Below are 14,227 nucleotides of genomic sequence, written 5' to 3'. Positions count from 1 at the left end.
AATTGATAACCCACTACTCCAACTGATAGTATTATAGGTGTACATGTTTCTCTGCTTATGAATCTACACGTATCAGTTTTGCCTGTGCTCGTACTGGCGCTTATTCATTTTTTTGGTGGTCGGTTGAAGTTTTTAGGAGGCACTCCCCGCAGCATCTGGTTATCCATGGCAGGCGGTGTTTCAGTAGCCTACATCTTTTTACACTTGTTTCCGGAGCTTAGTGAGGGCCAGGAGCAGGTAGCGAAAGTAATTGAAGCGATTGGCTTTCTCGATAACCATGTATACCTGATGGCTTTGGTTGGGCTAGCCCTTTTTTATGGGCTAGAAAGGGCGGCGCTTACTTCGCGGCACAGCCAGGCAGAGAAAGGAAAAGGGAAAGAACCAAGTACCGGGATATTTTGGCTGCACATTAGCTCTTTCGCCATTTATAATGCATTAATTGGCTATCTGCTTTTTCAGCGGGAGGAGGGTACGTTGCAACAACTGATCCTGTTCTCTGTGGCAATGGCACTGCACTTTATCATCAACGACTTTGGCCTGCAGGAACACTACCATCAGGATTATCGGCATAAAGGCCGCTGGGTACTGGTAATAGCCCTTTTAGTTGGCTGGAGCATTGGCCTTGGGCTGGAACTCCAGGAGGCAACGTTAGCTTTAGTGATGGCATTTATAGGCGGTGGCGTGATTCTGAACGTGCTGAAAGAGGAACTGCCAGAAGAGCGCCAAAGCCGTTACTGGGCATTTATACTAGGAGCGGGAGCCTATGCTCTCCTGCTGTTAGCGCTGCAATAGGGAGTATACCTCAGTTATACCTAGTCACAAAGTGAGCTACTCCCAAACCTTGTCGGCTGCACAAAACCTGCTCAATATAGAAGTATGAGCAGCTGCCGCGCACAAGAACGGTTGTACCTTGCAGCATAGCATATCCTGCACTTCAGTAGCTGAACATCAAAAACCATCATAGCCAGCAGCTGCCTTTTATACTTATTTCTGGTTTAAGAGCGAGGCAGCAGTTTTGTCCAAAAACCAATGTAGGTGCCCTTTGTCGGGTTGAATGAGTTGGGCCGGATGCAAACTTGTATCCTGTTTGCCCTCCAACACCCGGTGTACCGCATCTGCCTTTGCGGCGCCATACACTAAAAAAGCTACTTCACGCGCCTGGTTGATCAACGGAGCAGTCAAGGTGATGCGAAATACCTGCTGATCAGGCAGAAAAACAGCTTTTACGGTGGCCTTCTGCTCCCGCAGCACTGTAGTTTTTGGAAACAAAGAAGCCGTATGTGCATCGTTGCCCAGCCCCAGCAAGATTAAATCGAAACGTGCCTGCTCCTGTTGAAAGTGTGCCTGAATAGTTTGGGCATAGGCCTCAGCAGATAAGGAGGGAGACAAAGCAGTATTGATGGCAAATACCTGGCTATCCGGAATATTCAAAGGATCAAATAAGGCTTTGCGGGCCATCAAGGCATTGTTTTCAGGATCGTCGGCGGGTACATAGCGCTCATCTCCGAAGAAGAAGTATACCTTGCTCCAGTCTACCTGCTGGTTGTAAGCCGGCGAGGCCAGCTTGTCGAATAGCCTTTTAGGCGAACTCCCACCTGAGAGCGCCACAATAAAGCGCCCCCGCGCCGTGATGGCATCGCGGCAGGTGCTTACAAAAAAGGTGGCCATGGCAGACAGTAGGCTATCCGTATCCTCAAAAATATGCTTCATGTGCGCTAGCTATGTTTTTTATTTAACGGAAGGGTAAACCAATGAAAACCTTCGCGTGCAATGAGTGCTTCCGCGATCTCCGGCCCCCAGGAATCGGCAGAGTAATTCGGAAAATTCAGGCTTTTCTTTGCTTGCCAGGCATTCAGGATCGGCATCAGCAGATCCCAGGCAGCCTCTACCTGATCGGCGCGCATAAACAGGGTCTGGTCCCCTACCATTGTATCCAGTAGCAGGGTTTCGTATGCTTCCGGCGCCTCAAACGCATAGGTTCCTTTGTAGTCGAACACCATGTCTACGGTGTTTAGCACCATTTCCAGGCCCGGTCGTTTGGCCTGCAGTTGTAACCGTATACTCATTTCCGGTTGTATGCTGATGATCAGCCGGTTTTGCTGCCAGGTCTCTGTTGTTTCTGGTGGGAAAATAAAATGTGGGACATCCTTGAACTGGACACTGATGGTAGACGCCGTCTGATGCATGCGTTTGCCGGTGCGCAGGTAGAACGGTACTCCCTGCCAGCGCCAGTTATCTATAAAGAACTTAACTGCGGCAAAGGTCTCCGTGTTGGATTCCGGATTCACACCTGGTTCTTCGCGGTAGCCCGGTACCTCTTTCCCTTCCATCCATCCCTGGCTATACTGGCCTCTTACCGCATTCATGCGTACTTCATCGGCTGTGAACCGGCGCATAGCGTGCAGCACATCCACTTTGCGGTTGCGTATTTCTTCCGCACTAAAGTTAGTGGGTGTTTCCATGGCAACCAGGCAAAGCAGCTGCAGCAGATGGTTTTGCACCATATCGCGCAGCGCTCCCGCACCTTCATAGTAGCCACCCCGGTCGCCCACTCCCAACTGCTCCGTTACCGAAATCTGCACGTGCTCGATGTAGTTGCGGTTCCACAATGGCTCAAACAGTGAGTTGGCAAACCGGAAAGCCATAATATTCTGCACGGTTTCTTTGCCCAGGTAATGATCGATTCGGTAAATCTGCCGCTCTTCAAAGAGTTCACCCAGCAGTTGGTTTAGCTCTCTGGCAGATTCCAGGTCATGGCCAAATGGCTTTTCGATCACAATGCGGGTGTGGTCCGGATTATCGGCCAGGTGGTGCTGTGCTACGCCTTTGGCAATGATTGGGAAAAAATTTGGAGCCACGGCCAGGTAAAAAATCACCTGCGCCTCCTGCCCCCAGGCCGTCTGGTGGTCCTGTATGCGTTTGCCAAGTTCTTTGTAAGTATCTTCTTTCAGCAAGTCTGATATCTGGTAAAAGATATGCTGGCAGAACTTATCCCAATCTGCTTTCTCTACCTTACCCCGCCGCGAGAATTTGTTAATACCTTCCAGCAGATTATCGCGGAAGTCATCGTCTGATAATTTGGTGCGGCCGGTACCGATGATTGAAAAGTCAGCTGGCAGGCAGTTTTCCAGAAAAAGGTTGTACAAGGCAGGTGCCAGTTTGCGCCAGCTCAAATCGCCGGTGCCGCCAAAAATGATAAAGATGGTGGGCTGCCCTTTTATTGTCGATTTTATCGATTGCATAGTTTAAGTGATGGAGGCTGTAACAATAGAATATCAGGTTGCTGCGAGGCGCTAATCAATGGCATCCGGAAGCCATTTGGCATGCAGGAACTCTCCTTCTTTGCCAATCAGCTCATAAGTATGTGCTCCGAAGAAATCCCGCTGCGCCTGTATAAGGTTGGATGGCATGGTCGCATTCCGGAAATTATCAAAGTAACCTAGGCAAGCAGCATAGGCCGGTGTAGCTAGGCCTGCCGAAATCGTGTTGGTTATCAGCTGGCGCATACCGGGTACTACTCCCTGCACTAATTTCCCGATCTGCTGGTCTAGCAACAGGTGCGGCAACTCCGGCTTTTGCTGGTAAGCATTGTAAATATCCTCCAGAAAAGCAGCGCGAATGATGCAGCCCCCCCGCCAGATCTTTGCAATCTGATCTAACTGCAGGTTGTAGGAATACGCCACAGAAGCCCTGCTGAGCAGATGCATACCTTGTGCATAGGTAATGATCATGCTGAAGTAGAATGCTTGCTCCAGTTGTTGCACCAGTTCTTCGTTACTTCCCTGTAGCTGCCCATTTGGCTGCGCATCGCTGTAAAGTGCAGCTGCCTGCACACGCAAGTCCTTATACTTGGACAGGTCCCGCATCGAAACGGCCGTATCGATGGTAGGTACCGGCAGTTCCAGGTCCATGGCTACCTGCGAGGTCCATTTACCTGTTCCTTTGGCCCTGGCCACATCCAGAATGGCATCTACCAGGAAGAAGTCTGCACCCGGCTCTTTAAAAGTAAAGATATCCCGCGTAATCTCCAGCAGAAAAGACTGCAGCCGTCCCTCATTCCATTGCTTGAATACCTGATGTATGGCTTCGTTCTCCATGCCAAGCCCCTTGCGCATGATTTCATACGTTTCGGCAATCAGTTGCATCAGGCCATACTCTATACCGTTGTGCACCATCTTCACAAAGTGCCCCGCCGCGCCGGGACCAATATAGGTTACACAGGGCACGCCGTTTACCTTAGCAGCTACTGCCTCAAATATCGGCTGCACTACTTTATAAGCTTCGATGTCCCCGCCAGGCATCATACTGGGGCCTCTCCTCGCTCCTTCTTCTCCCCCCGAAATACCCATTCCGAAAAAATGGAACCCCTGTGCCTCCAGCAGTTCCACACGCCGGGTAGTATCCGTAAAATGAGAGTTACCTCCATCGATCAGGATATCACCTTTATCCAGCAGCGGCAGCAGCTCTTTAACTACGCTATCTACAATAGGTCCTGCAGGCACCAACATCATAATGGCCCGCGGGCTTTTAAGGCTGCTGACAAAATCCTGCAGGGAAGTATAGCCGGTTACTGGTGCCTCCATCCCTTCTGTCTCCAGCAGGGATACCTTGGAAGTGTCTTTATCATAACCGGATACCTGGAAACCATGATCGGCCATGTTGAGCAATAAACTGCGGCCCATTGTACCCAGGCCAATCATTCCGAAAACGCTGTTGTTATTGTTATTTTGTTGGGGAGTCATTTTTAAGAATTTCTTGGAAGATAAATGAAGTATGGAGTTCGGTTGCTGACAACTTCAAGATTTGGAAGATGCTTCGGCTTTATTTTTCTGCTCTTCAATAGCCTTTAGCAACTTGTCGTAAGGCTGGTTAAACTTGGCAATCCCTTCTTCCTCCAGTTTGTTGGTCACATCATCTAGGCTGACACCAGCTTTCCGGAGTTCCTCCAGCGTATGGGTAGCTTGGTCCATGTCCTTTTCCAGGGTGTTTTCCGCCTGCCCATGATCGCGGAAAGCCTCCAGCGTATCCATAGGAATTGTATTAACAGTATTAGGGCCGATTAGTGCTTCTACATACTTGGTATCGCGGAAATCAGGGTTTTTGCTGCTGGTGCTGGCCCACAGCAATCGCTGGGGCTTGGCGCCTTTGGCTTCGAGCTTTTTGAAGCGTTCACTGCTGAAAACTTTTTTGTAGATCTCATATGCTTTTTTAGCTGAAGCAATGGCTACCTGCCCTTGCAACTGCTGGAGGCCTTTTTCCTTTAAGATCGGATCGATCATTACATCTATTCTACTCAGGAAAAAGCTGGCCACGGAAGCGATCTGATCAATTGGCTGCCCGGCGTTCAGGCGGTCTTCCAATCCTGCAATGTAGGCTTCGGCTACGGCTTCGTAACGGTCCAAGCTGAACAGCAGGGTTACGTTGATGTTGATTCCTTCACTTATGCATTGGCGTATAGCCGGGAGACCTTCTGCCGTGCCGGGTATCTTGATCATCACGTTCTCGCGGTCTACGGCTTTCCATAGTTGCTGCGCTTGTTTGATGGTTCCTTGCGTATCTCGGGCCAGGTGCGGCGATACTTCGAGGCTGATGTAGCCGTCTGCTCCTTTTACTTCTTCTTCATACACAGGCTTGAACAGATCTGCTGCCCGTTTGATGTCGCTAACGGCCAGGCGATAAAACAGGTCCTCGTTGCTCAGGTCCTGCTGGCTTAGCTCTTTGATGTCCTCATCGTAGTCAGAACTGCTGCTGATGGCTTTCTCAAAGATCGCCGGATTCGAGGTTACGCCCCGAACGCCATCTTCGTCTATCAACTTTTGCAGGTCACCGGATTCCATGATCTGGCGGTCTATAAAATCCAGCCAGATGCTTTGGCCGAAATCATGTATCTGTTTAACGTTATTCTTTTCCATGCTTAAAACTTTTATGAGTTATGCTCCAGGTCTTCTACTTTTTTTAATCGCCTCAGGTGCCTTTCGGCGCCAGAGAAAGTAGATTCCAGAAAGGCTTTAATTAATTCTTCTGCGGTCCTAATGCCGATCACGCGGCCGCCGAGGCATAGCAGGTTCATGTCATCATCTTCTACGCCCTGGTGAGCTGAGAAATGATCGTGAATAAGCGCAGCCCGCACACCCGGTACTTTATTGGCCGCAATGGAGGCACCCACGCCGCTCCCACAAAATGCAATGCCGCGGTCTACCTGCTGTCCGGCTACGGCCTTTGCCAATGGTGCGATATAGTCGGGGTAATCGTCCTGATCATCGAGGTGGTTAGCGCCGAAATCCACGACCTCATGCCCTAATTCTGTTAAAAAGGGATGCATGGCTTCTTTAAGAGAAAAGCCCCCATGATCAGCTGCTATGCCTATTTTCATCTTACTTTATGTATAGTATACGTTTAAAAACGTGCTCTATTTATACTTGCCTGGTGCTCAGGAGAGCAAAGCTTTCGCCTGCTTCACTACATTTTCAACCGTAAAGCCAAAATGCTTGTACAGGTCTTCGGCCGGTGCTGATTCTCCAAAAGAAGATAACCCGAGAACGCTTCCTTCATCGGTCACATACTTGTGCCAGCCCAGGGTTGATCCGGCTTCCACGGCAAGCCGCTTCCGTATTTTTTTCGGGAGAATGGTTTCTTTATAGCTGTCGTCCTGCTTTTCAAACAGCTCCCACGATGGCATACTGATCACGCGAGCGGCAATCCCCTCCTGCTTCAGCTGCTCCTGCGCCTGCAAGATCAGCGGTACCTCAGAGCCTGTTGCCAGCAGCAGTAGCTGCGGATCAGCTGCGTCAGACAGGATATAAGCCCCACGCTCCAACTCTGTGGCTTTGGTGTACTTGTCCTGGTCTATGACCGGGAGTTCCTGCCGTGTAAGGATCAGCGCGACAGGTCCTTTTGCATGCTCCAGTGCCACGCGCCATGCCTGCACCGTTTCATTGGCGTCGGCGGGGCGCAGCACAATCAGGTTTGGAATAGACCGCAGGGAGATGAGCTGCTCAATGGGCTGGTGCGTGGTGCCATCTTCTCCCAGCCCTATACTATCATGGGTAAAAATAAAGATGGGTTTGATCTTCATGATGGCAGCCAGGCGGATGGGAGGCCGCATGTATTCCGAGAAGATCAGGAACGTGGCGCCATATGGTATCAGGCCTTCTGTTACGGCGATGCCATTCAGGGCCGCTCCCATGGCATGTTCCCGTATTCCGAAATGGAAGTTACGGCCTTCCGGATGTTCCGCAGAAAAATACTCATAGCCTTTCAGTTCTGTTCCTGTGGAAGGCGACAGGTCAGCCGAGCCGCCCAGCAGGTTTGGCAACTTGCCGGCCAGCGCATTTAACACTTTGCCCGAGGCTTTGCGGGTAGCTACTTCTCCATCAGCTGCTTTAAATACCGGCAGGTCGTCTTTCCAGCCATCCGGTAATTTTCCGCTGCGCAGCATTTCATACTCCCGGGCCAGGTCGGGGTACTCGTTCTTATACTTTTGATAGAGCGCATTCCATTCCTGTTCTTTTGCTGCTCCCTCCTCTCCTTTCTTGCGGTAATACTGCAGCACCTCTTCCGGCACTTCAAACGATTTGTCCGGATCAAAACCCAGGTTTTCCTTCACCAGGCGTACTTCTTCTGCTCCAAGCGGCGAGCCATGCGAACCGGCGGTATCTACTTTGTTGGGACTGCCATAAGCAATGTGGGTGCGCACTTTGATGAGCGACGGCCGGTCTTTCTCTGCTTTCGCCTTCTGCACGGCTTCTGCTATTGCTTCAATGTCATTTCCGTCTTCTACTACCTGCACATGCCATTGATACGCTTCAAAACGCTTCGCCACATCTTCGTCAAAGGCTATGCTGGTGTTGCCTTCAATAGAAATGTGGTTGTCGTCGTACAGGTAGATGAGGTTGCCCAGCCGCAAGTGGCCTGCCATGGAAGCAGCTTCGGCAGTTACGCCTTCCATAATATCACCATCACTACAGATGGCATAGATCGAGTAATCAAATAAAGTATAGCCAGGCTTGTTGTAACGGGCAGCCAGGTGCCGCTGCGCTATCGCAAAGCCTACGCCATTTGCAAACCCCTGCCCCAACGGACCGGTTGTTATTTCTATGCCCGCCAGCAGGCCATACTCCGGGTGTCCGGGTGTTTTGCTGTTCAACTGCCGGAACTGCTTCAGATCATCCAGGCTGATGTCATACCCAGTCAGGTATAAATAGCAGTACTGCAGCAGGCAGCCATGACCGGCAGAAAGGATGAACCTATCCCTATTGGCCCAGTTCGGGTCCCTGGGGTTATAGTTCATGGCTTCGGCCCAGAGAACGTGGCCCATCGGTGCGGCCCCCATGGGCATGCCCGGGTGGCCGGAATTTGCTTTCTGCACAGCATCGGCGGCGAGTACCCGCACTGTATTGATTCCAAGCTGTTCCAGTGATTGGTTTGTGACGTTCATAGTTTCGTTTAGTTAGTACACGTACCCGGTGTTTGCCGGCAGGCGCTGGCGGGCCGTAATCATGTGTCTGTAAAAAGGCAGTTTGTGCCCGGGCTACCGCAAAGCCGCCAAGTGCTGTGCTAAAGTATGACTATTCCTGTTAACGGTATGGCGGGGACAAAGATTTAGATTTTGAACTGATCCTGCCATAAACGGGCACCCCCTTTGATGCCGTCTTTGTTTGATACGATGGTGATGTTCTCATCCAGCGGAAAGCTGAGCAGATCTGCATTGCCGCCGCTGATGTATAAATAGTCGTAATTGAAGACTGTTTTTAGGATTTGCAGCACCCGTTTCATGCGGTCGTTCCACTTGTCTTCGCCAATGCTTTCCAAGGCTCTGTCTCCGATATACAGGTCGTAGGTTTTGCTTTTGGTTACCGGATGATGCGCCAACTCAATATGAGGCAACAAAATGCCGTTTTGCAGCAGGGCTGTGCCGAAGCCTGTTCCCAGTGTCACCACCATTTCGAAGCCCTCTCCTCGTACAACGCCCAGCCCCTGCAGGTCAGCATCGTTTACAATCCGGACCGGTTTATCAAAGGCTTCCGCCAGCTTAGTGCATAGGTCCAATCCATGCCACAGCGACGTGTTCAGGTTCGGTGCCGTCATCACATGGCCATTTCTGATAAAGCCAGGAAAGCCAACAGATATGAAATTAAAATTCGGAAAGTCGCTCACCAGGTCTATGATCGCGGCAATAACAGCTGCAGGTGTGGCGGGAGATGGCGTAGTTACTTTTCTGTAGTCGACCTGCAACTCTCCGGCCTGGTTTAAAATAGTTGCTTTAATGTGTGATCCACCGATGTCGATGGTGAGTATCTGGTTTTCGGGCATAGTATGATTTTGTTTCTCCTTATTTTATACTTCATTGCGTGCGGATAGTTCGCGGGGCAAGGAGTTGCCGCTCTGCCAGCTTCCATCCGCAAGGACTCGTTTAATCAGGACTTATCAGGCAAGGCCTGTAGTTTTTCAACAATCCGCTCGCAGAGCTCGTGGGTTTTTAAGGCATCGCGGGCCGAGATGAAAGGCGCTTTATCGCCGGAAAGGGCTTCCAGAAAATCGGTGATCACCTGCTCAAACCCGCGCTTGTGCAGGGTTGGCTCCCAATCGCTGCTGCCCACATGGGTAGAGTCCCTGTCCTGCTGTATCACCAGGTCCGACACGTTATATGCCACGCGTTTTTCACCGGCACTCATCACCTCCACTTTCTCCTCGGTGGTACCGCTGTCGCGGTTCATAATGCCTATAGCAATCTCACCGGTAGCCGCTATCAACTGAAAAACGGCTTGGTAAAGCAGGCCATCTTTCTTAAGTCCGTTCACTTGCAGGTCTGCCACCGGGTACGGAAACAGAAAACGCAAGGTATCCACCACATGTATAAAATCTTCTACCACAAAGCGCCGCAGCTCATCGGGGAGCGATTTGCGGTTTTTTTGCATCAGGATCATACTTGGCGCAGCTACTTCCTTTAGCTGGCGATAAACAGGTGCAAAGCGCCGGTTGAAGCCAACCTGCAGCAGCAGTCCCTTTTCTTCAGCCAGCTCCACAAGCCGCTCCGACTGCTTGTAGTACATGGTAATGGGCTTATCAACATATACATGAATGCCATGCTGCAGCAGTGTTTCTACTATGTCGAAATGGGCGTCAGTCGCGGTATGCACCAGCGCGCCTTTAATGCCACTTTGCAACAGCGAATCTAAACTGCTGTGAAGATTGCTGATGCGGTATTGTGCGCCCAGTGCTTCTAATGTTTGCTGATTACGGGTATACAGGTGCCACTCATACCCGCTTTTGCTGCCGAGAACGGGCATGTAAGCTTTTCTGGCGATGTCGCCCAGGCCTATTACGCCTACTTTCATACATTCAAATCTTAGGTTAAAGAAATAGTATAGGAACGGGCTTCCCTGATTAACGTTGGCCGCCCCCACACTTCCATAGCCTATGGGTAATACAAAGAGCACCTATTGGCAGGCCATAGGTTATACAGGGATGCAGCAGCCTAGTTATTTGAGAGCGCTTAGCTTAGGGCAGGATAGCACCAAAACCGTCGCAAGGTTTGAGTCTACCTATTGAGCATCATCTTGCGGAAGCGCTGGGCTGATCATAATATGCGCGCCATGCGTGCCGGGATGCATGAGCCAGGGCATGCCGGGAGCATCAGGTTTAAGTGACAAACCAGTGCTGGCGGCGGTGGCATAAGGCACGTATACTACGTAGCGTAAATATCCGTCCTGCACTTCGCCCGTAGATTTATCGTACTTTTCTTCCGGCGCCGAAAACACATAGAGGGCAGTTGGCTGCTTGGGCATGTGTAGCTTGCCACTCTTTACCTCCTGCTCCCGTATTTTAAAGATAGCTTCAGAGTCTTTGCCCTCTTTGCGCAGGGCCCTGCCGCGCGCCATAAAAGGATTCAGATCCTTGTGGTAGCAGGCCACTGAGAAACCGTCTTTCATAGGGTCATCTGCCAGGCAGATCATTTCGTTTGTTCCCTGCTTAAGCACAACTAACTGCCCCTGCTGGTTGTAACCCAACACAGTTGCCTGCTCCCTATCTGCAGTTGGAGCCGCCAGAAGCGCCGCCTTTATCTGCACCTCGGCAGGAGGAATAGTCGTTTGCGCCCATGCGGCGAAGCTCAATAAAACAAGAAATGTGGTAGCTACAAGTGTTCTCATACAGGTATGTATTTGATGTCTGATCTTGAAAAAGAAAGTAAATACTTTCTTAAGTTATTTAAACAACCGTTAAAATCAAATTTATAGCGTGTAAACTGCCTGAAGCGAATTCGCGCCTAGGCCTTAAATTACCAGGAGCAGCTTGCTTTTAAAATAGATTTCCGTCGCTTCTTTCCTTTACGGTAATGCGCATAATATGTCGCTACAACACAGTTCATCTTGTACCTAAGGCATTTGCCACTACAACATTCAGGGCATATTTGTTGACTAAGTCAAACCGGCGAGTTCCTTTGAGGCTGCAAATGGATTATTTCCGCAAAAAGCAATACAACTTTAACAAGTAGTTGCTTTATAGTTTATAATTAGCTACAACGTTTTTGCAGTACCTCAACCTTTCTTAACTTTAGAGCACTGTTAGTGCCTGAACGTTACGCCAAGCTATACCTTGATGACAAAGAGTATATTCTTTTTTGCCCCCCTTTGCCTCCTTCTTACAAAAGCCCATGCCCAGGATGCCCCTGCTACACCTCCGGCTCCGGTAATTGCCGCCACTCCGCTCAAGCTTTCTTTCCCCAGCCAGCCTGGCTGGAACGTGCTGAAAGAGGGCCAGAAGTTAGAGTTTAACGTGAAAGCAACCGGTGGCACTGGTGACCGCATCTCTTATTATATCAACCAAGGAAGAATTGAAGGCATCAACTTTGATTCGCTGGGCCATTTTTCCTGGACACCCAGCTACGACTTTGTAGACCGCCTGAGCACGGGCCGTACCATGCAGCTCTTGTTTGAAGCTAAAAACGAGAAAGACGAAAGTGTCAGCCAAGTGGTAGAGTTCAAAGTAGAGCATGTGAACCGTCCGCCGGTAGTGGGTGAGCTAAAGCCGTTCTATGTGCGCTACAACACCCAGAATACCTATACTATAGAGTCTGCTGCCGTAAACGATGCCGATAATGACCCGGTGGTTTTTGTGCCCATTCCGGATGGGATGCCGGAAGGCTCTAAGTTGTCGGAGCAGGGAGAATTTACCTGGAAGCCGTCGCTCACGCAGTTCAACCGCTTGCGTAATAATCCCATTGTGCTGGAGTTTTATGTAGAAGATCAGCCCACGAAGGCCCGTACAAAAGGTACTTTCAGAATAGAAGTAACTCAGCAGGACCTGCCGCCCAGCATACAGATGATTCCATCGCAAAAGAACTTTAAGCTAAAAGAAGACGCGACAGCTAACCTCAAGTTCCAGCTGTATGACCCGAATGGCGAAAGCGACATTTCTTCGTTTAGCTTTATTTCCGGAAACACAAATGTGCCGCCGGCTGCCCTGGTCATGAATACGCCTTCGCAGTATGAGTTCATCTGGAAACCAACCTACGATTTTGTGCAGGACCCGCAGGATTCTATTTCGTTCGATATCACCTTTTTTGTAATCGATAAATCCAACAAGCGGGAAGAACGCACAGTTACCTTTACCGTGCAGAACGCCATCAACCAGGCAGAAATAGATCAGAAGTTCTATGCTGAATATCATTCGTCGCTGGTGCGGGCCTGGGACCTGATGGAACAATTGAAGGATGCTGAAAAAGACCTGAAGCGCAAGTATAAACGTGCTAAGAAAGGCAAGAAAGCCCGGTCGCTCACCAATGCTTCGCTAGGCGCAATCACGGGCATCTCGCCTGTTGTAGTAGAGGAGCCCGGCACATCGAAGAAGATCACCACAATTGGAGGCACTACCGTGATGACCATTGGTACACTGGAGGCAACAGAAGTTATCGGACGTTCAACCAAAGACATGATCGAGCGGCTGAACTATATTATGGAGAAGCGAAATGAGCTGCAAACCAAGGGTGATGTTTTCGCCCGAAAGTATGCGCTGAAATCCTCACGCCGCAAGCCCGAATTTATGAAGGATGTAGATGAGTTTGTTGCCATCATGAACCTGAAAGGATTGGTAGCGCTGGAGCTGGACGCCGGCTGGCAAAACAAAGCCAAACCGACAAATGATAACGTAGCCAAAACTTTCAAGGATTTCAGTCCCGAAAAATAAATCGGGAGGACTACAAAAACAGCTGCTGGAAGCGCTATGAAAAGCTTTCGGCAGCTGTTTTTGTTTGTGTTAAATTCTAGGATAATAAGTTTTTAGATCGCTTTATTTTGCCCTTTACAAATTATACATAAAGAGCGAAAGTACTGTTTTTCATACTATAAACTTGCTCCCCAGACTCCAGTTTTCTGCGCTCCGGCTAGTAGTATTTTCACGTCACAAGAACCATTTCGACAAACAAAAGTGTTGATGCAAGGAACCTAAAGGATGTATGAACTATGGACAATGCTGAAGAAACTGTAGAAGAGCAGAACATTTTACTGCCTGATCCGATGGTAGTAGTGCCAGACGCTTTACAGGAAGGCAATGCGCTTTTTCTAGGCCCTGTAGCAGATGGTTTTTTTCAGCCTACCCAGGACCGCTTGCACACGCCCCCTCGTTGGGAACTGGGTAACTATAGCCTCACGGCTGGCATTTGGCCTCCTGTTACCGGCACACCCCTGCCCTCCTTTATGGACCTGACCTCCTACAATGGCTACATGCTTTTGGTCATTGCTTCTGCCTGGGATAAAGAAGTAATCAGCCAGGCCCGAATTATTGGTGTGCTGAGTACGATGGCCGGCGATGTGATGAGTAAATTCGGCTACCAACACCTGCAAGAGAAAGAAGAGGAGATCGCCGCGTATACATCGGGCCTGAGCAATTAAGTCTTGTAACGCTTTCCCTTATTTTTATACTTCTACTAATTGTAAAGTTACCCTGAAGTATTCTGATGGTGCTATAAAAAGTAAGGCCGCAGAAAAAACATATTTATTTTTAGCTTCAGCAACCATAAAGAAGATGCTGCCGTATATACAAACGGCTAAAAGTTGAGAAGTTTTCTTACAAACTGATCATAAGCAAGGGCTCCTCATTGTAGGAGCCCTTGCTATTTTATAACCTTCCACTTTAGGTGTCCTACCGAGGTGTTGCTTCTACAGCCTGTGGAGCAGGTGCACAGCCAACTTGTTTCTTCTGGATTTTACTTTCTACCCCTGTTTTTTAT

Annotated in this window: 12 protein-coding genes; 3 read left to right on the top strand and 9 right to left on the bottom strand. The window is 49.6% G+C overall.

Annotated features, from left to right (window positions below; genetic code table 11):
- Positions 1–57 precede the first annotated feature (57 nt).
- Entirely contained in the window at positions 58–792 is a 735-nt protein-coding gene (locus ABDW72_RS10935; RefSeq protein ID WP_347158599.1) for a hypothetical protein, read from the top strand.
- Positions 793–984: 192 nt separating this feature from the next.
- Here ABDW72_RS10935 and pgl read toward each other — a convergent pair whose 3' ends face one another.
- From pgl to ABDW72_RS10890, 9 genes are all read right to left on the bottom strand, one after another.
- Positions 985–1,710: a 6-phosphogluconolactonase gene (pgl, locus tag ABDW72_RS10930; RefSeq protein ID WP_347158598.1), complete on the bottom strand. Its 726-nt coding sequence runs from the start codon at positions 1,708–1,710 to the stop codon at positions 985–987.
- Positions 1,711–1,715: 5 nt separating this feature from the next.
- Entirely contained in the window at positions 1,716–3,242 is a 1,527-nt protein-coding gene (zwf, locus tag ABDW72_RS10925; RefSeq protein WP_347158597.1) for a glucose-6-phosphate dehydrogenase, read from the bottom strand.
- Positions 3,243–3,293: 51 nt separating this feature from the next.
- Complete coding sequence (gene gndA, locus ABDW72_RS10920) at positions 3,294–4,742, bottom strand: NADP-dependent phosphogluconate dehydrogenase (protein ID WP_347158596.1); 1,449 nt, start codon at positions 4,740–4,742, stop codon at positions 3,294–3,296.
- 54 nt (positions 4,743–4,796) lie between these two features.
- The gene (gene tal / locus ABDW72_RS10915; protein ID WP_347158595.1) at positions 4,797–5,912 is read right to left on the bottom strand and encodes a transaldolase; all 1,116 of its coding nucleotides are present in this window, start codon (positions 5,910–5,912) and stop codon (positions 4,797–4,799) included.
- A gap of 11 nt (positions 5,913–5,923) precedes the next feature.
- On the bottom strand, positions 5,924–6,373 hold the full coding sequence (locus ABDW72_RS10910; RefSeq protein ID WP_347158594.1) for an RpiB/LacA/LacB family sugar-phosphate isomerase: 450 nt from the start codon (positions 6,371–6,373) through the stop codon (positions 5,924–5,926).
- 57 nt (positions 6,374–6,430) lie between these two features.
- Positions 6,431–8,437: a transketolase gene (tkt, locus tag ABDW72_RS10905; RefSeq protein WP_347158593.1), complete on the bottom strand. Its 2,007-nt coding sequence runs from the start codon at positions 8,435–8,437 to the stop codon at positions 6,431–6,433.
- A gap of 164 nt (positions 8,438–8,601) precedes the next feature.
- Entirely contained in the window at positions 8,602–9,312 is a 711-nt protein-coding gene (locus ABDW72_RS10900) for an ROK family protein (protein ID WP_347158592.1), read from the bottom strand.
- 104 nt (positions 9,313–9,416) lie between these two features.
- Complete coding sequence (locus ABDW72_RS10895; RefSeq protein ID WP_347158591.1) at positions 9,417–10,337, bottom strand: Gfo/Idh/MocA family protein; 921 nt, start codon at positions 10,335–10,337, stop codon at positions 9,417–9,419.
- 207 nt (positions 10,338–10,544) lie between these two features.
- Positions 10,545–11,150 carry a hypothetical protein gene (locus ABDW72_RS10890; RefSeq protein WP_347158590.1) on the bottom strand — a complete coding sequence of 202 codons (606 nt, stop codon included), beginning with the start codon at positions 11,148–11,150 and terminating at the stop codon, positions 10,545–10,547.
- A gap of 448 nt (positions 11,151–11,598) precedes the next feature.
- Between ABDW72_RS10890 and ABDW72_RS10885 the strand changes: the two genes are divergently transcribed.
- Complete coding sequence (locus ABDW72_RS10885) at positions 11,599–13,185, top strand: hypothetical protein (RefSeq protein ID WP_347158589.1); 1,587 nt, start codon at positions 11,599–11,601, stop codon at positions 13,183–13,185.
- Between the two features lie 275 nt (positions 13,186–13,460).
- Entirely contained in the window at positions 13,461–13,889 is a 429-nt protein-coding gene (locus ABDW72_RS10880) for a hypothetical protein (RefSeq protein ID WP_347158588.1), read from the top strand.
- Positions 13,890–14,227: the final 338 nt, after the last annotated feature.

The sequence above is a fragment of the Pontibacter chitinilyticus genome, assembly GCF_039748935.1.
Taxonomy (GTDB): domain Bacteria; phylum Bacteroidota; class Bacteroidia; order Cytophagales; family Hymenobacteraceae; genus Pontibacter; species Pontibacter chitinilyticus.
The sequence above is the reverse complement of the archived record's forward strand: the minus strand, read 5'-3'. Positions and strand labels throughout refer to the sequence as shown.